The organism is Aquibacillus albus, from assembly GCF_016908325.1.
Lineage (GTDB): Bacteria > Bacillota > Bacilli > Bacillales > Amphibacillaceae > Aquibacillus_A > Aquibacillus_A albus.
Genome location: NZ_JAFBDR010000003.1, coordinates 218,029 through 239,211, shown reverse-complemented (window position 1 = coordinate 239,211; position 21,183 = coordinate 218,029). Strand labels below are relative to the sequence as shown.

The following is a 21,183-nucleotide window of genomic DNA, read 5'->3' as shown; positions in this document are numbered from 1 at the left end:
ATAGATTAGACAAACGTAGACAGGGGATGGTGGAATGAAAGGGAATGTGAAAATAAGAGCTGCAATTGTTATTTTGATTATCAGCATGGTAATCATTCCCCAGGCAATAACAGCAACATCTATTAAACAATCAATTCAGAGAATGGATCCACTTCAGACGGAGAGGCAACAACACTCATCGCAACAGGTAACGCATCAAATACAATCAGAAAAGCTAAGTAAGACGGTTGATTTATCAAAAGTTAACCAAAGAAGACTGTTAATAAAAGTAGACCAAGATTCATCCTTTAATACAAAAGAATTTGGATTGAAAAAAATACCTTTATCACATCGGATGGAAAAAAAGGGGTATCAGCTTGTAGAAGTTCCACAAGAGAGGGGTTATACAGCAACACAGGCAGAGTTGTTGCAAACAAGTGGAATTCTTTCTGCAGAGCCAGATTACAAACGAGAACTTTCATATGTACCAAATGACCCATATTATAAAGAGCAATGGTATTTAAATCAAATTGACATGCCACAAGCTTGGGATGTGACAAAAGGCTCGTCAGACGTAACGATTGCTGTTCTAGATACGGGTATCAATCAAAGTCATCCTGATTTGGAGGGGAGGATACTTCCAGGATATGATTTTGTCGACGATGATGATGATCCTAATGATGATCATGGTCATGGGACCCATATTGCTGGTATGATCGCTTCCAATGCGAACAGGATTGGTGTAGTGGGCATTGACATGAATGCAAAAGTACTGCCCGTTAAAATTGCTGATAGTAAAGGGGAAGCATCTGTCACAGATGTTGTAGATGGGGTTTACTATGCGATTGAACAAGGCGCTGACATCATAAATATGAGTTTTGGAACCAATGAATATAGTGAATCCGAGGATGAGGCACTATGGGAAGCATACAATGAAGGAATGGTGTTGATTGCAGCTGCTGGTAATGAAAACACGACTGAATTAACCTATCCTGCTGCATACACGCCAGTTATTGCAGTAGCAGCTTCAGACCAAGGAAATGCTAGATCAACTTTTTCAAACTATGGAAATACAACAGATATTTCTGCTCCAGGACAAGATATTTTAAGTACTCACTATGAGGAAGGGTATGCATACCAGTCAGGGACTTCTTTTGCCGCACCAATTGTAAGTGCTGTTGCAGGGTTATTACGTGCTGAATTTCCTGACAGGAGCCCAGAGCAAATTGAGTGGGCTTTGGAATATAGCGCGGTTAAGCGTAGTGAAGATTTTTGGACGGCAGAAGATGGTTATGGAGTTGTCAATGCGATTAATGCACTTCAAGCATCCTTGCCATCAATGGAAGACGATGCTGGTGATTTTCAATCAGAGGCAAAAGTGGTTCGGATTGGCGATACTACCCAAGAAAAAATGGAGCTGCCAATGGATGTTGATTGGTTTCAATTTAAAGTCGACCAAAGAGCCGAGGTTTTGATTGAGTTGGAAAACGTGCCAAGTCATCTAGATCTTACAGCTATCCTGTATCATTACGTCAATAAAAAGCAAATAAGCGAGCTCGAGATTGATGAAAATGATATCGGCCAAGCAGAGCGTTATAGATTTACAGCAGAACCGGGTAATTATTATTTAGCTGTTTATGATATATTTAATCATTGGTCAGAGACACCGTATGACGTAACGATTGAAAAAGAAGATGAACCTGTATTCCCGGATGTAGAAAATTACGTAGCAGAAATTGAATACTTAACAGAAAAAGAGATTATTAAAGGTTACCCAGATGGAACGTTTAGGCCGAAGAATAAAATAACGAGGGTACAGGCGGTTCACATGATTTTAAATGAAATGGGTATTCATGTTGAAGGATCAACTGCTCCTGACCCTGGATTTTCTGATGTGGATGAGGAATCCTATGGATATAAAGCTATTGCGACAGCTGTGGAATTAGGATTTATAAGTGGAAAAGGGGATAATACTTTTGATCCGGGTGGGGATTTGACTCGAGGACAGATGGCGGCAATTTTAATGACTGCATATGATTTAGAAGGAGATCAAACAACAAATTTTCAAGATATACCAGAAGATCACTGGGCGTTTGAAGCAGTTGATGCACTAGTGACAAACGAAATCTCCAATGGATATCCAAATAATACCTTTAAACCCAATGAATCAATAAGTAGAGAACATTTTTCCATTTTCTTGTTTAATTATTTGACTAATGGGTAATAATATAATAAAGTAAGACTATAGATACTCTTAAAATTCTTTAATCCCTTAGTAATAAGATATATAGATGGAGCCTCATAAACATTTGTTTATGAGGTTTTTTCTTTCGCTTAAACAAATAAAAAGTTAAAAAATGGGAATAATGGTACTTTTTTTATGTGAAAAGCTCGAAAAATAGTAGTTTTTGTCCTTTCTTTTCCTACTTTCTATCGTTTACTATATAAATAGATAAGAATTGCAATTAGGGAGGACTAACTACATATGCAAAATAAATTAGTGAAAAAGGTTATGGTTACTACGATTGCTGTTACTGCATCGATATCGATGTTCGCTTCAAGCGCATTAGCAGCAACTAGTTTTAGTGATATTGAAGAAGGACAATCGCACTATGATTCTATTACAGCGCTTGCTTCAGCAGGGATTATTCAAGGATATCCGGATGGAACATATGGAACGAATGCTGAACTACAAAGACGTCATGGCGCTGTGTTATATCAATTATCATTAAATTTACCAGTTCCATCTGATTTTGGTTCTGTATTACAGCAATATTATTCAGATGTAGATGAAACTATGGATTATGCTGACAAAATTGCAGCGGTTACGCCTAGTATTTTCTCTGGGGCTGGTGGCAAATTTATGCCAATAAAAAATATGACTCGTGAGCAAATGGCGACAACAATGGTAAAAGCACTTGATTTACAGGATAATGGTAACTCTGTTGATGTTAATCTTGCTAATGTAGATGCTTCTCACAAGGACAATGTGAAAATATTTGCGCAATATGGGATTACAAATCAATTGGATGACTTTCGCCCGAAAGAAGCTGTTAAACGTGGTCAGTTCGCTACCTTCCTTCAGAAATCATTATTAGCTGCTACTCCACATAGCGTTACAGTTAATGAAGGACTTACGATTTTTGATCGTGTAGTAGAAGTGACTTTGGATGTTTCCGAACCAGAAAGCTACAAGGTCTATGTAGACGGCGAGGAACTAGCTTATAAAAGCGGAAAATATGTAGGGGTCGTGAATGTTACATCAGAAGAAGAAGTAAACAAAAGCTTAGTTATTATAAAGAAGTAAAAAAACAGACTGGAGGATGACTCCGGTCTGTTTTTTTAATATGAAAAGCATTTATTCTTGACTATTTTACTTGTCCCAATGGTAATAATTTGTATAAAGACCCCATTGAATCATTTCAATGGGGTCAGAAATTTAGTTGGTCGATGCTTCAGTTTCTTCATTCAATTCAAGATGGTTTTGTAATATTTCAGATTTAGCAGCTACATCAGCCTCATCTAATTGATAATAGTAAACATCACCAGGCCAATAATCGGATCCTTTTAATGTTAGTGCTTCAATATCTAATGAACGATAGGATGTGAAGCTTTTCATTTCATCAAACTCCATGTTTGTCTGCATATTTGCTCCAACTGCTTCAATAACGTCATCATATCTAAAGATAGAGTCTAAGGATGCAGCACGCTTTACGATAGCTTTAATAATGTCTTGTTGTCTTTTTCCGCGTTCAATATCATTATCTAATTTTCTTGTTCTTGCTAGTGCAAGTGCTTCTTCTCCATTCAGTTGCTGTTCTCCAGGTAATAGATGGATAGCATTTTTACGGTCATTCGAATCTTGTTCATAAAGTTCAAAAGGTACATCAACGGTTATTCCGTTTAGCGAGTCGACAACATCAATAAATGCCTCAAAGTTCAATCTGACGTAATAGTCAACCGGAATATCAAAAAGTTCTTCAACTGTCTCAATAGAAGCTTTTGCACCGCCATACGCATGTGCATGATTAATTTTATCTGAGTAACCAAGCTCTGGTATATAAACATAGGAATCTCTAGGAATACTTAATAGCTTTACGCTTTTGTCTTCCTTATTTAGTGTTGCAAGAATCAGAGCATCGGATCTGGCACTATCCTGATTGCCACGCTTATCACTCGAATCAATACCAATAAACAAAACGGAAACATTGTCCTTTTTTGGATCTGGAGCTTCTGTTCGTCTTTCTGATTTATCTCTTCCATCATCAACATGGGATTCATTCATTACTTCTTCTGCCTTGTTGTACAATAAAGCTCCATAAACAGAAGTTGCACCTAGAAGAAATAAGATCGGTATCAGAACCCATAATATTTTTTTACGATGGCTTTTCTTTATCTTTCGTTTTTGTATACGTGAATGATATCTTTTTGTCATTTAACATACTCCTTTTAAATATCCAAAAACATGCTATATTACATTTTACTATGAAACTTCAACTTCGTAAATTTATATTTATGTTACAAATGATGTCGAAATGATTAAAAATAGAATAATATGATGTTTAATTAACAGAGATTTAGTCGAAGAAAAGCTGAAAATCGTTACCTATTCACTCTATTATGAGTGGGAAATTTTAAAAGTATCTTTGCCTTTAAAATTATCTATTAAACCTTATAAATTGTCCATCCATTTCGAATAATGTAATAACCAAACATTAGGGGGCTATTATTGTGGATTTTAACTTCGATAAGAATGATAAAGAGAAACTTTTACTTATTTTAACGAAGGCATATGAAAAGGGATATAATGGAGCTACACTTCAAGAGTTAATGTTAGATATGCAAAGTCAATTGCAAAAAATAGTAAAAATGTAAAAAACATTCACAAGTGGGTTAACTAACAAAAAAATAGACACAAAAACGCATGGACAATAATGGAATCCATGCGTTTTAATTTCTTTTTTTAAATCGTTTTCTAGTCTATTTTAGAAAAGGTTAAAACCATCCTTTGCGCTTAAACCAAATATACATCATGAGTGCGATAAATCCCATTGATAAGAGAATAAAGAAGTACCCATACTGCCAATTCAATTCCGGCATATTAGCAAAATTCATTCCATAAATACCAACAATAAAGGTTAGTGGTGCAAATATAGAGGTGATAATCGTTAGCACTTTCATTACTTCGTTTGTTTGATGTGCGTTAATCGATAAGTAATTGTCACGTATATCATTAGTGATTTCACGGTTTGATGCCACCATTTCAGACAATTTCAATAGATGATCATATATATCTGCAAAATATTCTTTACGCTCTTGGATGCCTTTCAAGTGACTTGAGTTTAGAATACGGTAAAATAAGTCGCGAATGGGGTTAATTGTATGTCGAAGCTTTAATAGCTCATGCCGAATATCAAAAAGTTTATCGAGCAATACTTCCGTTGATTCATCATTCGTATTATTTTCTATGTCGTTTAATTCATCTTCAATCTCATAAATACTAGGAAAATAATTATCAACGATTTTATCTAGTATTTCATAAAAAATCCGATATTGATCCCAGGTGTTTGTGTGTTGAGTCTGATTGAAGCGATTCCACACCTGATTAATTTCATGCGAATCCTGATTGTGATAGGTTACTATGTATTGATCACCAATGAAAAAATCATGTTCTTTTTTTGACAAGTCTTCCCGGCTAATGGAATGGGTAATAAAGAAGGTGTAGTCATCGTAATAATCAAGCTTTGGACGTTGAAAGCTATGAATGCAATCCTCGATAGCTAGTGGGTGAAACTTTAATTTTTTATCTAATTGATCGGTTTCTTCTGTAGTTGGTTGGTTGAAGTCAATCCAGTACCAAGCGTAATCAACTGTTTTTAGCTGATCAATGGAAGATAAGCATACTTGTTTATTTTCTTTTGTAATGGCGATAATTTGTATCATAATCATTGCTCCTTTAATGACTAGTGTAAAGCAATTAGTATTTCATTCTCAAGTTTCACTGAATATATTTATCGCTGAATGAACAAGAGCAGTTGGCGTACGAAGCCTGTGTTCGTTTAAATGCAAAAAAAAGACGACATTTATTGTCGCCCACCTACTAAATCCGCTTGTTTATTTTGTGAATAATCCTCAAAGGAACTCATGTAATGGAAATAATCAAAATCTGCTGTAATGATTTTCATTCCATACGTCCGTTCAGTTGTTTTCTCTTGCATCCAAATAATTTCCCCAAAAATATTATTTGTTGATGAAAACAGTGGAAGAGCAAGAACAAGATGTTGACCAATGGAGAGCTCTGAATCAGTAGAAAAGGATAACCCATCAATACTAAGATTATTAAGGGTTATGGTTGTTTCCTCCTTAAACAATGTTAATCCATTAACTGTTGTTAAAGTTGTCTGAACGGTAGGGGGATGTTCAACGTCTACCCTTGAATTCAAACGCTTGTCCAACCTCATCATCTCCCTTTGTTAAAATATCTCCCAAAAACACCTGTTTTTACACTACTATTAATGATAAGCTATGTCAATATTTTCTGAAAATTAAAAGGGGTCTGACCCCTCATATGGACATGTGTCCTCTGTGCGTGGACACTGGGGGTTATGTACAGAGCCTGACCTTCTTCTATGAAGGCCAGGCCATTAAGAAGGTATTGTTTAGATTTCTGGCTCGAATGTTTGGCAATCTGTTTCTTTTTGGTTAGACGCTTGTTTACCTTTGTGGCTAATAACGTAAATGGCATCAGCATCACACTTATTTCCGTCTGCCCAATATTTACAGTTTTTCACTTCACATAGAACGTCTTGAGCCAATCTGCACACCTCCTATAACTATAGAGTTCCTAATTATTGATTGAAAAATTCATCGTATGTATGAATTTTTGAAGGATGATTGGGGGAGAGTAACAGTTGAAAATAAAAAACCAGTCCATTCAGACTGGTTTCTCATCCTAATTATTTTGTTAAAACGAACCATATCCAGCAAGGTGTTTACTCCAATAAGGATTACTTAAGCTTGTTTTCTTTACACCACTGGAGCTGGCATGGACGAAGTAGTTGTCTCCGATATAAATCCCCATATGACTAATCCCTGATTTATACGTGTTTTTAAAGAAAACTAAATCTCCAGGTTCTGGGTTTGAAATTTTCGTTGCTTTAGCATAATAATTAGCTGCCGATGTACGAGATATTTCAACACCAGCCTGGTTATGAACATAATGGATAAAGCCGCTGCAGTCAAAGCCAGATGCTGTAGATCCACCCCATTTGTAAGGTGTACCAATATGTTTCTTCGCTTCTTCAACTACAATCACTTCGTAGTTTACAACTGTTTCAGAAGCTATCTTTGTGTCTGGTTTAGAAGATTCGACTCCAGAAAGCTTTAGTACTTGTCCAACGTAAATCGCATCTGAAGAAAGATTGTTCCATTTTTTCAAATGTGAAACCGAAACATTATGATTATTTGCGATTAACCAAAGGCTGTCTCCTGCTTCTACAGTATAGGTGATAGCAGTTACTGTTGAATTATTTGCACTGGTAGTAATTACTTGATTTGGTTGGATTGTATTATTGTTTAATTTATTAATAGATTTAAGGTTTGAAATAGTAGTATCATGTTCTTGTGCTATTTTCCAGAGAGAATCTCCTGATTTCACCGTATAATTAGCTGCACTAGCTTGGGTAGAGAATCCAGTTGCAAAAGTAAGTGCTGTTACTACTGTTAAAATTGTTTTTCTAGTTTTTATCATTTCTAACTCACTCCTTGATGCCGTTTCATGTTGATAAAACGAGTATAGCATGGATATGCCGCCAATAATCATATGTTATAAACCTGTAAATTTACTTAATCTAGCTGTCATAATTGTGGTGGATTTTGGTAGATTTGGTATATTGCTGACTAACTCTACTGATTTATGTAAAACTTCTTTTATCCTAAACTAAACATTACTCTAGTTTAATCTTCCAAATGAATGAAAGTATTTACTCCAATAAGAATCATCCAAGCTTGTGATTCGAACACCACTAGAGCTGGCATGGATAAAGGAGTTATTTCCTATGTAAATTCCCATATGTGATATTCCAGATTTATATGTACCTGCAAAAAAGACAAAGTCTCCCACTTCTGGTGAAGTTACCTTTGTAGATTGATTGTAATAACCGAGGCTTGATGTTCGATCCAGTTTTTCGCCAGCCTGATTCAGGACATAATAAATAAACCCACTGCAATCAAACCCTTTTGGTGATGTTCCACCAAATACATATTTCGTACCAATTAATTTAGTTGCTTCATTTACTATACTATTCACTTCTTTATCTTCTTCTTTAGATAGTTGTTCAATATTAGAAGAATCACTTTTTTCCTTCTCTTCTACCTTAACGTTTAAGGATTGACCTATTTGAAGAGTGTTCGACGATAGATTATTCCATTTCTTTAGTTGAGAAACGGACACGTCGTACTTTTTGCTTATCCCCCAGAGTGTATCTCCAGCTATTACGGTATATGTACTTTGATTTATTGAAGCAATCGTTGCGGTTGATTTGCTAACCGAATTTTTAGTTACTCGTTTAATAGATTCAGATTGTGGGTATGATTGTTTAATAGATACGGATTCATTAGTGTTCGTTGATGCCTGTACCGAAGTTGCTCCAATCCCAAATGATGAAGCGATTAATACAGTTGCTGAAATGGACAATAATGTTTTCTTCATCGTATCGTTCCCCTTTTACGACTAATTTTTGAAATTATTGTCATTATAGCATAGGAATATAGTAAAAATGATAGATGTAATAGAAATGTAATCTTTGTTCGAATAATGTAATCTATTGCAGAAATGGTGGTCAGACAAAGTTGTTTCATCATGTTAAAGATTACAGGCTGCGCAAAAACGTTTAATTACACATGCGATTGGTTACCAAGGGGTACTACCTAATGACAGGAAAGAGAACAGCCCTCAGACCGTAGACCATTAAAAGAGACACTATATGAAGGCACCTTTCATAAATAATAAGAAAAAATCGTCAGTTATATTTCTGACGATTTTTTAATGTGCAAAGCTGCTTTTAATTGTGTACTAAAAAAATTTAAAAAATATGTTTAATGAATTTGTAATGCGGGTAAGTAAATTTCTAGAGTAACAGTTTTGCTCTTTCTCCCATAGAATTTTTTGAGTGGTTGACGTACGACTTATGAAGCAGACTATATTATTCTAGGAAAAAAGCACCAGTGACAGCGATTACATAAAAAAAGCATCCTTTTAATGGTTGCTATGTAAAGACATTCATTTTGTTATTTGATCATTATCCATTCCACTTTTCCCTAAATAGTAAAATGAATGAGTATTCGGTAGCTGGCTAGCTTAGTTTCCCTTAGCCCCTATAGCTTTGCGCGATTACTTTTCAGTAACATTGCCTTTGTCGTACAATATCATTCGAAAACTTTCAAACAGACTTATATTAAGACCCATATTAATCTGGAAAGGGTGCTAATCATACAAAGGATTAGTTTCCTTTCTTAGATTTGGGCATCACAATAAATTCATTAAGTAACTTATCTAGTTCTTGTGAAATAGACACAACTTCTTCGCCATAACGATCTTGCTGAAATGATTTGTACATTTGCAAACGTAATTTTTCTAGCTTTCTTTCACGCAAGGTTGTTTGTCCCATAGAATTAAATCCCCCATTTCCTATAATTTTTGTCTCGGAAGTGGTATTTCATCGTTACTTCACACAAACTTATACGTACATGGAAAAATTTATTTTGTTTTTCATTAATCAAAAGAATTGTTTTGTCTTGTTGGTTTAACCCAGGTAAAATGTATATAGTTGTCCAATCTATCCCCCTTATGAAGTCATTTTTTTTTTAACACTTTTATAGTTTATAACGCATGTACGAACCTGTAAACATGTGTATTTTTTGTTTTTTTGTCGAAATGACAACCAGAATTACGAATTAAGTAGAAAATGACTTAAAATTTGTGTGGTTGTCTGATAGGTCTAACTAAAAGTAGAGTTGATTGTTTAATAACTTTAAATAAGTGATCCATTTAATTATATGAAAATTTTAATATTCCCCTCCCAATTAACCATAATTAGCGATCAGAAAAAAGCGAAAAATTTTAAAATTGAAAAAATTTTGAAAAAATAGTTCAAAATACCTTGATTTATTATGATCCAAATAATATACTTTTATTGGTTTAATAACTAAAAAATGGCAGGGAGTGGTAGGGGAATGATCAAGAATGTTTTATTGATGTTTTTGGCAATGGTTTTTGCAGTACTGTTAGTTGTACCAGCAGTAGGTGCTTCAACCATTGTGAAAGAAGATGTTATTGTCCAGATTAATGGTGTTGAAGTTAAAGGCGATGCAACACATTGGGTTCCAGGCAAATTAAGAGTTGATGCCATTGCTTATGCTGAATTATTAGGAAAAGATTATACATTTGATAAGGAAAAGAAAACGTTTACTATTGATGAAGAAGAGTTGGAAGTTAAAATGTACAATGGTCTACCAAGTGTACATATTCGTGCAATAGCTGAGGCAACTGGTGCGGAAAATGTAGACTGGGATCAATCTACACCAACATGGACAGCATATGTATTGGATTTACCAGATGGTTCAATCGCATTAGAGCCTGTTGAGTCAGTCTATTCTGATGGCGTTCCTGGAATGGGACAACACTGGGGTCTTCCAGATGAGCTTCCTACGGGACCAATATATGGAGTAGAGAAAGGCAAGTTAATTTTTATCGAACAAATGATTAGTCAAGAAGACTTCATTAATGGTGAAAGTTATGTGAATATCCCTGGGATGAAGGGTCTGCCTTCCTTGCCAATTGAACATACAGATATAGAATTTGTTCCAAATGGTCATCCAGGATTTGAGGTACCGCATTTTGATATTCACCATTATTTTGTAACCCATGAAGAACACTTGAAGTTTAGCCTTCCTCCAGGAGAAACAGAGACAGGACATAGTCATTAATTACAAGTTTCATTTTAAATAAACAGGGATTGATTAAAAATAGAGGCTGTCCTATAAGGGTAGCCTCTATTTTGTTTATTCAGAATATATGAGTTAAGTTTGGATTCGTGTAGTTCATCGAGGAAAAAGAGAATGAAGTGAACGAAAGCCCTAGGATTCGTTTTGTGCCGCGCGAAAATTGTGCTGAAATGAACAAAAGTATCGCTACAATTGCTTCGGTACTATCAAATATCATAAATTTTGTTAGGCATGTTTTTCTAAAGAGGGTGCTGAGGTATATAATAGCTAATAAGGAGGAATAAAGGTAATAATTCTTAAAATAAGGAATAATTTTTTTCATTATCAAATGGGTGTACACGTAAAGTTAAAAGTAAACTAGAAGAAAGGGGAGTATGTATGAGTAATGCATTGGTATTCCAATCAGATTTTGGTTTAAGTGATGGGGCGGTTAGTGCAATGTATGGTGTTGCACATTCTGTTAACTCTGAGATACCAATATTTGATCTAACACACGATATTCCCCCATTTGATATTTGGGCGGCTTCCTACCGTTTGTTACAAACAGTCTCGTATTGGCCGAAATATACAGTGTTCGTTTCTGTTGTTGATCCGGGGGTTGGTTCTGATCGTAAAAGTGTTGTCGTAAGAACGGTTACGGATCAGTATATCGTTACGCCAGACAATGGTTCACTTTCTCATATCAATCATAAAATAGGATTAAAGGATGTTAGAGTAATCGATGAAAACATTAATCGTTTACCGAAATCAGGTGCATCTCATACCTTTCATGGCCGTGATATCTACGCATATACTGGCGCGAGATTAGCAGCTAATGTGATTTCCTTTGAACAGGTTGGACCAGAATTACCACTGGATTCTATTGAGAGTCTACCTTTCATGGAAGCTTATTATGAGGGCGGAATAGTAACGGGAATGATTGATATTTTAGATGTTCGTTTTGGCAATTTATGGACTAATATTAGTAGGCAACTATTCCTAAAGTTAGGAGTGGATTATGGCGATAAAATAGAAGTAATGATACAACATGATTCAAGAGATGTTTATAAAAGCATGATGGTGTATGGCCGTTCTTTTGCAGATATAGCTGTAAGCAAACCACTCGTCTATGTGAATTCTTTAGATAATATTGCAGTAGCAATAAATCAAGGTTCGTTTGCAAAAATCCATAATATTGGAACAGGCTCTAACTGGAAAATTTTAGTTAGAAAAGCTTAATAGCTTTCCTAATTAAATCACTATGATGCACTCATGGCATAAAACCAGCCCAACTGGCAGTGTTGAAAATTACTTCAACACTGCATTGGCAAGGTTGTAAACGATCGCATCATCTGTTGGTGGGTTATGTAGCCCAGCACGCACATCACGAAAATGTCGTTGGAGTGGATTGCTTGCAGATAGACTTCTTGCACCAACGATTCGCATTGCTAAATCGACTACATCATTCGCGTTATTCGTTACAATGTGTTTCACAGCAGCTAGTTCTGCTCCGATTTGATGCTGCTGATCTGGTTGTTCTACCCATTTTCTTGCGACGGAAAATAACACTTCACGAGCATTAAACAAAGAGAGTTCCATTTCACCTATTTTTCTTCTTACCTCAGGTACGTCTTTAATAGGTCCTGGTAAAGTATTCGGGCTGTACTCCGATGCAAATGTTATGGCGTAATCTCTTGCTGATGTAGAGATGCCGAGGTACACGGCGGGAATTTGTAAATACCAGCCTTTAGGAGTCGGCTTTTTTATATCCTCTTCGACTAATAAAGCCTCTTCATCTACAAGTACATTGTCTAAAGTTAAATCATCACTTTTGGTTCCTCTCATTGAAACACTGTCCCAGGTTTCTTCTACCTGTACACCATCCAATTGATGATCAACTAGGATAAATCCTCTTTTACCTGTTTCATTAACGTTAACGGTTACAACAGAATAGTCTAACGCTACTGCCATAGAAGTAAATGATTTCCCGCCATTAATTCGCCATTTGTTTCCCTCTTTTATTGCTGTTGTAGTAGGAACTCCGCCTCTTGATGGGCTTCCTGTAGCCCGTTCTGTTTGAGCGAGATTTATTAGTGCTTTCTCCTCAACAATAAGTTTGCAGAGTTTGGCAAAGCTTTCTTCGTTCCAGTGCCTTTTTTCTGCAGCCTCTAATATAACCCCTAAATGCCATCCGATTGATAGAGCTGTTGGACCGTCACCTCTAGCTAAACGTTCTTGAACGAATAGAAATTCAAATAAATTTATTCCGCTTCCTCCGTATTCTTTCGGTACAGTTAGTGCTAAAAATCCTGCTTCTTTTAAATCAGCAAAGTTTTCGTAAGGGAAACTGCCTTCTGCATCAACTTCTGCTGCTCGTTCTTTAAAGCGATTCGCTAATAAGTCTGCTTGATCTAGTAAATGCTTTAGATTTGTATCCGTTGCGATTTGTTCATATACAACTGTCATTCTCCAATCCCCCTAGCAATAAAAAAGTCCTCTTTTCGATGAGAAAAGAGGACGTGTGATTACTCCGAAACTCTTTCTCATCTTCCAGACATTTGGATGTTATATCATACATCTAATGTCTGCTGGAATTAGCACCTTTCATAACCTTGAAGAAATTTATTCATCTAAGGTTAGTTGGTTGCTGCAGGATCAACGGACCAGTTCCTCCCCTGACTCTCGATAAGAAAATTAATTCACGTATAAAAAGACGGCAAACAAAAATTAAAATTGTCTTTTCTTAGTTACACATGAACAATGAACTTGTTAGCAATCACTTTAATTGAATTTCTATTTTATGTCAATGATTAATTTTTTAGAAAGTTTTTTAAAGGTAAGTGTTGAAATTTATTTTATTTTTGGTATCCTTTTCAGCAATGCAATACTGAACTTTAACATAGCCATTGAAAAAGTATTTCGGGAAAATTGCCAAATAGTGTTGACAGAAAAGTCAAAATCCTGTATATTTTTGGATAAATTTAATAGAAAATTGATTTTCTTATCCAGAGAGGTGGAGGGACTGGCCCTATGAACCCTCGGCAACAGACTGAAAAAAGTACTGTGCCAATTCCAGCAAGCACGATGCTTGAAAGATAAGAGGAGATGAATATCCATGTGTTTAAATGGAACCTCTTCTTTTCTTGAGAAGAGGTTTTTTTGATGCACGTATAAGGTAAATTAGTTGTAAGAATTAAGGGGGATGAAGTGAAAATGAGTAAGGAAATAATTTTAAATGCTTTTGAAATGAATAGTTCGATGCACAATTCACACGGGTTTTGGAAACATCCAGAAAGTAAACGGCATCGTAGATATAAAGATCTGGATTATTGGATAGATTTAGCCAAAAAATTAGAGAAGGGAAAATTTGATGCAGTTTTCTTTGCAGATGTGCTAGGTATTTACGATGTGTACCGAAAGAGTAAGGAACCATCCATTCGAGATGGGTTACAAGTACCTTTGAACGATCCTGCCTTATTAGTTTCAGCAATGGCGAGTGTAACAGAGCATTTGTCATTTGCAGTAACGGTGAGTACAACGTATGAACCACCATTTGGTAATGCAAGAAGATTCTCTACTTTAGACCATTTAACGAAAGGAAGAATTGCTTGGAATGTGGTAACTTCCTATCTTCCAAATGCAGCAAGAAACTTTGGATTACAAAACATGATTAAACACGATGAACGTTATAGTATTGCTGATGAATATTTGGATGTTTCATATAAATTATGGGAGCAGAGTTGGGAAGACGGTGCAGTCGTTGAAGATATTGAAAATGAAAAGTTAGTGGATCCGGAGAAAGTTCACGAAATCAATCATGAAGGACATTACTTTAGTGTAGAGGGACCACATTTAAGTGAGCCATCCCTACAGCGCACGCCAGTTATTTATCAAGCTGGAACTTCTGAACGTGGGCGTGAATTTGCTTCAAGGCATGCCGAGTGCATTTTTGTAGGAGGACCGACACCAGAACGAATTCGTTACTATATAGATGATATTCGCAAACGGGCAGAAAGTCATGGACGCAATCCAGAAAAAATAAAGTTTTTCTCCTTTTTAAGTGTCATTGTTGCAGAAACGACGGAAGAGGCAGAGAAAAAATTTGAAGAATATAACAAGGTTTGGAGTGCAGATGCTGCTAAAGCACAATATGGAGCTAGTGGGTACGATATAGCTGAGTATGAAGAGTTAGATCCAGATTTACCTTTTGAATATACGAAGAAGACTGAAGGAGGTCACTACAAAGCTGCTGCCTTAACAAAGGATGCTCCAAAAAAACTAACGGTCGGCGAAGTACTAAACCGATTTGAATCGCTTGATCGCAATAGTATTATTGTTGGTAATCCATCAGAGGTAGCTGATGCCATCCAATTTCAGTTTGAGGAATCTGGTGTCGATGGATTTAATTTAAACCACTTGGTTACTCCAGGAGATTTAGAATCCTTCATTGATTTGGTGATCCCAGAGCTTCAAAAGCGAGGGTTGTATAAAACGGAATATAAGAATGGAACTTTACGAGAAAAACTATTCCCAGAGGGAAAGAGCACGTTACCGGAGGACCATCCAGGAAGTAAATATCGCCGTGTCATTGAAAAACAGCAGTAACGTAAGGGGAATGGAGGAATTGCAGGAATGATTGAGTTAGTGGACATTACGAAGGAGTTCAGCAGTAGCAAGAATGAGCCGATTTTAGGCGTGGATAATGTCTCGCTTACAGTAAACAGGGGAGAAATATTTGGAATCGTTGGATACAGTGGAGCCGGAAAAAGTACCTTGCTTCGGTGTATGAATATCCTAGAGCGTCCTACAACTGGTGTGGTAAAGGTTGATGGCGTGGATTTATTACAGCTTTCCAGTAAGCAGTTACGCGAAGCGAGGCAATCAATTGGAATGATTTTTCAAGGCTTTCATCTTGTAGCCTCTAAGACGGTTTTTGAAAATGTGGCATTTGCCTTAAAAGCTGCTGGAGTGAAGAAAGAAGAGATAAAAACAAGAGTAGAAGAGTTACTTGAAATTGTTGGGTTAAAGGATAGAATTTATCAATATCCAGCTCAACTAAGTGGTGGTCAGAAGCAGCGGGTAAGTATTGCCAGAGCGTTAGCGAATAATCCAAGTGTATTGTTATGTGATGAAGCAACTTCTGCTTTAGACCCTAGTACAACAAAATCAATATTAGCATTGCTTAAAAGAATAAATAAAGAGTTTGGGTTAACGATCGTTATTATCACACATGAAATGGAAGTGGTGAAAGATATATGCCATCGCTGTGCAGTTATGCAGGATGGGAGAATCGTAGAGCAGGGAAATACGTATGATATTTTCTCAAACCCTAGTGATCCGCTAACGAAAAAGTTTATCGATACGGTACTGAGCTTTGACTTACCTTCACGTCTATTGCAAACGACGACCGGGAAACTATTACAGCTACATTTTTGGGGAGAGATAGCTGCGGAAGGAGTTGTTTCCGATATGCTTCAATCGCACAAAGTAAAAGGAAATATTCTTCATGGCAAGGTGGAATACATACAAGATGTTCCACTTGGTATTTTTATTATGGATTTGAACGGAGCGGAAGAAGAGGTTAATCAAGCTATTGAGTATCTTCGAGAAAGAGTGAGTAAGGTGGAGGTGTTACAGCATGAGCAGTCTGATTGAGATATTACCTGAGCTAAATATCGCCTTCTTTGAAACCTTGTTAATGGTTGGAATTGCTCTACTCGTAGCAATCGTGTTTGGATTACCATTTGGAATTATATTGTATGTGACGGATCGAGGGCTATTTTTAGAAAACCGCTGGATTAAGGGAGTAGTTGGAGTTCTTATCAATCTTGTTCGTTCGATTCCTTTTATAATATTACTTGTATTTCTATTGCCTTTTACTAATTTCTTGTTAGGGACGACGATTGGTCCATTGGCTGCTTCAGTCTCTTTATCAGTTGCTGCTATCCCTTTTTATGCCAGAATAGTAGAATCTTCTGCTAGAGAAATAGATAAGGGAGTAATTGAGGCAGCAATTGCTGTTGGAGCATCTCCATGGATGATTATTAAACATATTATTCTACCAGAAGCTAAACCAGGCTTGATTGCAGGCTTAACCATTACGGCTATCAGTTTAATTGGTTACTCCGCTATGGCAGGAACGATTGGCGGCGGTGGAATTGGAGACCTAGCTATTCGTTACGGGTATTACCGCTATGATAATACAGTCATGTTTACAACAGTTATTTTATTAATTGTCCTAGTGCAAGCTGTTCAATATTTTGGAGATTTTTTAGCAAAATCTGTGAACAAACGATAAATTTATTGGAGGAGAAAATAATGAAAAAAATACTATTACCGTTAATAACTTTATTTGTCATCAGTGTACTATCTGCATGTGGTTCAGAGGGGAATGCATCCTCAGGTGAAAAGAAAGAATTGGTGTTAGGTGGAACGATTCCTTATAGTGATATGCTTGAAAAAGGTGTGAAGCCTTATTTAGAGGAATTGGGTTATGAGGTATCTGTTGAGGAATTTAACGATTATGTACAACCAAATAAGGCGCTTCAAAATGGCTCACTAGATGCAAATTTATTTCAACATGAAGTATATATGAACGCTTTTGCTGAAGAGAACGATATGGAGTTATCTAGTGTGATTACTGTACCAACAGCACCAATTGGGATTTATTCAAATAAATATGATTCCCTGGATGAAATTGAAGAAGGAAGTACGGTTGCGGTTGCCAATGATCCTACCAATTTAGCAAGAGGATTGACTGTTTTACGTGATAATGGCGTGATTGAATTTGGAGGAGAGGTTGATCCACTTCGAGCTTCCGAAAAAGATATTACGAGTAATCCAAAGAATCTAAAATTTAAGCCAGTAGAGGCTGCTCAGCTTCCGCGAACCCTGGAATCAGTTGACGTTGCAGCGATTAACGGTAACTTTGCTATCTCAGCAGGAATTGATTTAACGACGGCGCTTGTTCGAGATAATTTACCTGAAAACATTATTAATCGAGTTGTTGTGTTGACGGAAAATCTAGAGGAGCAATACGTAAAAGATATTAAAGAAGCTGTAGAATCCGATCATTTTAAACAGGTGATTGAGGAAGAATTTCAAGGCTTCCACAGACCAAGCTGGATGGAAGAAAGTGAATAAAAAATAAAAGAAGAGTCTCGCTGATTAAAGCAGCGAGGCTCTTCTTTTTTATTACACAATTGACACATAATGCGCAACAAAAGGTGATTTATCATAAATCTAACGAAAAAAAGAGTGCATAACCGACGCTGTGGAAAAACACTCGCTTTCCGTGGGCACGACCTCAGCCTCCTTGTGAATTACACAAATATTAGCTTTTCGTCTAGTTTCTGCTCATTTTCCTCAATGAATTACACGAATGTCAGCTTTTCGTTTAATTTCTACTCATTTTCCTTGATGAATTACACGAATATTAGCTTTACTTTTAATTTCTACTCATTTTCCTCGATGAATTACACGAATATTAGCTTTTCGTCTAGTTTCTGCTCATTTTCCTTGATGAATTACACGAATGTCAGCTTTTCGTTTAGTTTCTGCTCATTTTCCTTGATGAATTACACGAATATATAAATCCACTATACAGCGTAGGAAATACACGTAGACTACTCGAAAATAAAGTCAATTTTCTTCATGTGATGTAACGCTGCCGAAGCCTTCCTTGACCTGCGGGAACATTTGCCAAAGTGAGACCCGCAGCGAAGTATTCTGCCGAAGCGATTGTATGTCACTCGATAGAAAAGACCTGGAAGAAAGCAAATCCATGTAATAGTTGTGTCGCATTAATCTTATGTTGTGCAATACTGAGATATATAAAATAGGTATCACACGGTATTCATTAATGAAGTTGGTTTTCCTAAGAAATATCCTTGGGCGATAGGTACACCTAATGATTCTGCCGTTTTTACCTCTATTTCTTTCTCTAGTCCTTCTAAAATAAGTTGAACATTATTTTCTTTGCAGTAATCTAAAAAAACTAAGATAAGTGCCTGTTTTTTCCTTGATAGATGTAGATCATTAGATAGATATCGATCCAATTTTAAATAATTTGGTTCAAGCTCAATAATCGATTGAAAATTGAAGTAGCCTTTTCCTACATCATCTAAAGCAATTTGAAACCCCTGACTTTTCAGCTCAAAGATTTTGGATTTTAATAAATGAAAGCGATTAACACATTCTGTTTCAGTAATTTCGAGTATAATTTGTTGACTGTTTAGAGCAAAATCAGTCATAATCTTGTTAAGAAAGGATGGAAAGCTTGAATGTAAAATAGTTGACGGGAAAACGTTTACAAATAAGTTTCCTTCTTTACTTAATAAACCTGCCGAATGGTAGGCTGAGACGGCTTTATGCATGGACCGCGAATCCAATTCATAAAGCCGATTCCTTTTTTTTGCTTCTAGAAATGCCGTTTCAGGGTTTAAAAAGTGTTCGGACCTGAGAAGTGCTTCATATCCCAATTTCTTCTTACTCACGACACTATAAATGGGTTGGAAGTAGTGATGGAACTTTTCATATCCTATGAAGTAATCAATAAACAACAGTTAGCTCCTCCTTTCTTCTTTTTCACGAAAAAAAAGCGAACTTCGAAATTAGGTTCGCTTTTAACCTAGTTTCTTCGGCGGCTCGGCTGCCAATAGCATAATGCCTTAGGCCCGTGGCTTTGCGTCCTTCCCTTTCAGAAAGTTTGCCTTTATCGGAAAACAAAATATTGGGATTTATTGGTTCAATTATACCATAATTCTTTATTTTTCCAATTGTTTTCGACAATTTATTTGAAAATTATAATACTTTTAGCCTGTATACATCGAACTAATTATTTATGAGTAGTGCTTATAGGCTAAAATCTAATCATGATGAAAAAACCGAGCAAATAAAATGCTCGGCTTTTGTAATCTATTAAGTTGCTGGTTTTTGGCCTCGGATTAATAAAACCAGGTATAACAGAATCGATAGAAAGACAGATATTGCTGATGCTAAATAGATAAATTTATAGCCAAACAAAAATGCAATTTGTCCGAATGTTATTGCGCCAACACCAACGCCGAGATCAAAAAAGGAGAAAAAGGTTGCATTTGCCATTCCTTTTCGGTGACCTGGTGCTTTTGAAACAGACCATGCCTGTAACGCTGGTTGGACGGTTCCAAAACCTAAGCCATATAGTGCGGCAGCGATATAGAGAACGAAAGAGCCAGGTAACCAAACTAAGAACAGCATAGCACTAAAAATCATAGTGGTTCCTGGTAAAAAGACAAAAATATGTCCCTTTTTATCATATAAACGGCCAGCGAATGATCTTGAGACCATCAAAAACATTGCAAAAACAAAAAAGTAAAATTCGATACCACCTATCCCTTTTTCAGCTGTGTACAAAGGGAGGAATGATGCAATTCCACCAAAGGTTGTTGTGATGAAAAATAATAACAGGGATGGCTTAATTGCGCTTCTTTCAAAAATATCAAACCTTGGGGTTGCGACAGCGTTTTCAGGTTTTTCCACCTTTTTGTATCTAATTTTAGAAGACAATATTAATGCTACGAAACCAAGCGATGAACAAATGAGAAATAATTGCGTAAAAGATAAGTAACCGACTAAAGCTAATCCCAACGATGGTCCGAATGCAAGAGCAATGTTACCTGACAGACCGAAGTATCCCATTCCTTCTCCTCGGCGTTTAGGTGGGATTAAATCAGTTGCGATTGTCCCGGTTGCTGTAGTTGAAAACGCCCAACCAATTCCCTGCACCATTCGCATCAGAATTAAAAAGACGATGCTGAAAATAAAGGCAAACGATCCGACAGAAAGTACAAAAATAGCAAGCCCTAGCATATAGACAAACTGTCGTCCCTTTGACTCTAACGAGTGTCCTGCATATGGTCGTAATAAAAGAGCTGAAAATGTAAAAATACCAGTAATTACACCAATGAGTTTGTCACTACCACCTAATTCTTGTACAAATAATGGAATGGTAGGTAACGTCATTTGAAAGCCTAAAAAAATAAAAAAGTTTGCCGCACAGATGAGGGCAAAATCTCGCGTCCAAATTTTATCTTGTTTGGAAGTTTTTGCTAATGTTTGATCCATAGATAGCTTCCTTTCTTCGTGACTCGAAATATATTATACCGCAAAAAAGAAGATTGGGAAACTATTCAGCACATGTGGCAAGGAAATAAACCCCATTTAAAGTTAAATGAGGTTTAT

19 protein-coding genes and 4 riboswitches are annotated in these 21,183 nt (G+C 36.4%); of the genes, 9 read left to right on the top strand and 10 right to left on the bottom strand.

Annotated elements, in window-relative coordinates:
• Positions 1-34: 34 nt before the first annotated feature.
• Positions 35-2,203 (top strand): S8 family serine peptidase, encoded by a 2,169-nt coding sequence (locus tag JOC48_RS04470; protein WP_204497848.1) that lies wholly within the window; start codon positions 35-37, stop codon positions 2,201-2,203.
• A 261-nt stretch (positions 2,204-2,464) separates the two neighbouring features.
• Positions 2,465-3,286, top strand: coding sequence for an S-layer homology domain-containing protein (locus JOC48_RS04465; RefSeq protein ID WP_204497847.1), 822 nt, complete (start codon positions 2,465-2,467; stop codon positions 3,284-3,286).
• A gap of 132 nt (positions 3,287-3,418) precedes the next feature.
• On the opposite strand, the gene JOC48_RS04460 is transcribed toward JOC48_RS04465, so the two are convergent.
• Positions 3,419-4,414, bottom strand: coding sequence for an LCP family protein (locus JOC48_RS04460; RefSeq protein ID WP_204497846.1), 996 nt, complete (start codon positions 4,412-4,414; stop codon positions 3,419-3,421).
• Positions 4,415-4,710: 296 nt separating this feature from the next.
• On the opposite strand from JOC48_RS04460, the gene JOC48_RS04455 reads away from it, so the two are divergent.
• Positions 4,711-4,854, top strand: a complete 144-nt coding sequence (locus JOC48_RS04455; RefSeq protein WP_204497845.1) for a hypothetical protein — start codon at positions 4,711-4,713, stop codon at positions 4,852-4,854.
• A 120-nt stretch (positions 4,855-4,974) separates the two neighbouring features.
• Here JOC48_RS04455 and corA read toward each other — a convergent pair whose 3' ends face one another.
• The 6 genes from corA to JOC48_RS04425 form a co-directional block, all read right to left on the bottom strand.
• Complete coding sequence (gene corA, locus JOC48_RS04450; protein ID WP_204497844.1) at positions 4,975-5,922, bottom strand: magnesium/cobalt transporter CorA; 948 nt, start codon at positions 5,920-5,922, stop codon at positions 4,975-4,977.
• A gap of 140 nt (positions 5,923-6,062) precedes the next feature.
• Complete coding sequence (locus JOC48_RS04445) at positions 6,063-6,434, bottom strand: PilZ domain-containing protein (protein WP_204497843.1); 372 nt, start codon at positions 6,432-6,434, stop codon at positions 6,063-6,065.
• A 204-nt stretch (positions 6,435-6,638) separates the two neighbouring features.
• Positions 6,639-6,794, bottom strand: a complete 156-nt coding sequence (locus tag JOC48_RS04440) for a DUF1540 domain-containing protein (RefSeq protein ID WP_204497842.1) — start codon at positions 6,792-6,794, stop codon at positions 6,639-6,641.
• Positions 6,795-6,943: 149 nt separating this feature from the next.
• Positions 6,944-7,729, bottom strand: a complete 786-nt coding sequence (locus tag JOC48_RS04435; protein ID WP_204497841.1) for a C40 family peptidase — start codon at positions 7,727-7,729, stop codon at positions 6,944-6,946.
• A gap of 201 nt (positions 7,730-7,930) precedes the next feature.
• A complete protein-coding gene (locus JOC48_RS04430; RefSeq protein ID WP_239584187.1) occupies positions 7,931-8,689 on the bottom strand; it encodes a C40 family peptidase in 759 nt (252 codons plus the stop codon).
• 631 nt (positions 8,690-9,320) lie between these two features.
• A riboswitch (cyclic di-GMP riboswitch) is annotated at positions 9,321-9,401 on the bottom strand.
• 78 nt (positions 9,402-9,479) lie between these two features.
• Complete coding sequence (locus JOC48_RS04425) at positions 9,480-9,647, bottom strand: aspartyl-phosphate phosphatase Spo0E family protein (RefSeq protein WP_204497840.1); 168 nt, start codon at positions 9,645-9,647, stop codon at positions 9,480-9,482.
• 565 nt (positions 9,648-10,212) lie between these two features.
• Between JOC48_RS04425 and JOC48_RS04420 the strand changes: the two genes are divergently transcribed.
• Together JOC48_RS04420 and JOC48_RS04415 are read left to right on the top strand one after the other, a co-directional pair.
• Complete coding sequence (locus JOC48_RS04420) at positions 10,213-10,965, top strand: hypothetical protein (RefSeq protein ID WP_204497839.1); 753 nt, start codon at positions 10,213-10,215, stop codon at positions 10,963-10,965.
• A 396-nt stretch (positions 10,966-11,361) separates the two neighbouring features.
• Positions 11,362-12,201 (top strand): SAM hydrolase/SAM-dependent halogenase family protein, encoded by an 840-nt coding sequence (locus JOC48_RS04415; RefSeq protein ID WP_204497838.1) that lies wholly within the window; start codon positions 11,362-11,364, stop codon positions 12,199-12,201.
• 69 nt (positions 12,202-12,270) lie between these two features.
• Here the strand turns inward: JOC48_RS04415 and JOC48_RS04410 are convergent, their stop codons facing one another.
• Complete coding sequence (locus JOC48_RS04410) at positions 12,271-13,428, bottom strand: acyl-CoA dehydrogenase family protein (RefSeq protein ID WP_204497837.1); 1,158 nt, start codon at positions 13,426-13,428, stop codon at positions 12,271-12,273.
• A gap of 74 nt (positions 13,429-13,502) precedes the next feature.
• Positions 13,503-13,654: riboswitch (SAM riboswitch) on the bottom strand.
• 306 nt (positions 13,655-13,960) lie between these two features.
• Positions 13,961-14,064, top strand: a riboswitch (SAM riboswitch).
• A 111-nt stretch (positions 14,065-14,175) separates the two neighbouring features.
• Here JOC48_RS04410 and JOC48_RS04405 point away from each other — a divergent pair.
• From JOC48_RS04405 to JOC48_RS04390, 4 genes are read left to right on the top strand one after another with little or no spacing between them, the layout of a single operon-like run.
• Positions 14,176-15,567, top strand: a complete 1,392-nt coding sequence (locus tag JOC48_RS04405) for an LLM class flavin-dependent oxidoreductase (RefSeq protein ID WP_204497836.1) — start codon at positions 14,176-14,178, stop codon at positions 15,565-15,567.
• Positions 15,568-15,594: 27 nt separating this feature from the next.
• The gene (locus tag JOC48_RS04400; RefSeq protein WP_204497835.1) at positions 15,595-16,617 is read left to right on the top strand and encodes a methionine ABC transporter ATP-binding protein; all 1,023 of its coding nucleotides are present in this window, start codon (positions 15,595-15,597) and stop codon (positions 16,615-16,617) included.
• Positions 16,601-17,260 carry a methionine ABC transporter permease gene (locus JOC48_RS04395; RefSeq protein ID WP_204497834.1) on the top strand — a complete coding sequence of 220 codons (660 nt, stop codon included), beginning with the start codon at positions 16,601-16,603 and terminating at the stop codon, positions 17,258-17,260. Before JOC48_RS04400 ends, JOC48_RS04395 begins: the two co-directional genes overlap by 17 nt.
• A gap of 20 nt (positions 17,261-17,280) precedes the next feature.
• Positions 17,281-18,105, top strand: a complete 825-nt coding sequence (locus JOC48_RS04390; RefSeq protein WP_204497833.1) for a MetQ/NlpA family ABC transporter substrate-binding protein — start codon at positions 17,281-17,283, stop codon at positions 18,103-18,105.
• A 701-nt stretch (positions 18,106-18,806) separates the two neighbouring features.
• Here JOC48_RS04390 and JOC48_RS04385 read toward each other — a convergent pair.
• On the bottom strand, positions 18,807-19,523 hold the full coding sequence (locus JOC48_RS04385) for an EAL domain-containing protein (protein ID WP_239584186.1): 717 nt from the start codon (positions 19,521-19,523) through the stop codon (positions 18,807-18,809).
• A gap of 76 nt (positions 19,524-19,599) precedes the next feature.
• Positions 19,600-19,684: riboswitch (cyclic di-GMP riboswitch) on the bottom strand.
• A 197-nt stretch (positions 19,685-19,881) separates the two neighbouring features.
• Positions 19,882-21,066, bottom strand: a complete 1,185-nt coding sequence (locus tag JOC48_RS04380) for an MFS transporter (protein ID WP_204497832.1) — start codon at positions 21,064-21,066, stop codon at positions 19,882-19,884.
• Positions 21,067-21,183 lie beyond the last annotated feature (117 nt).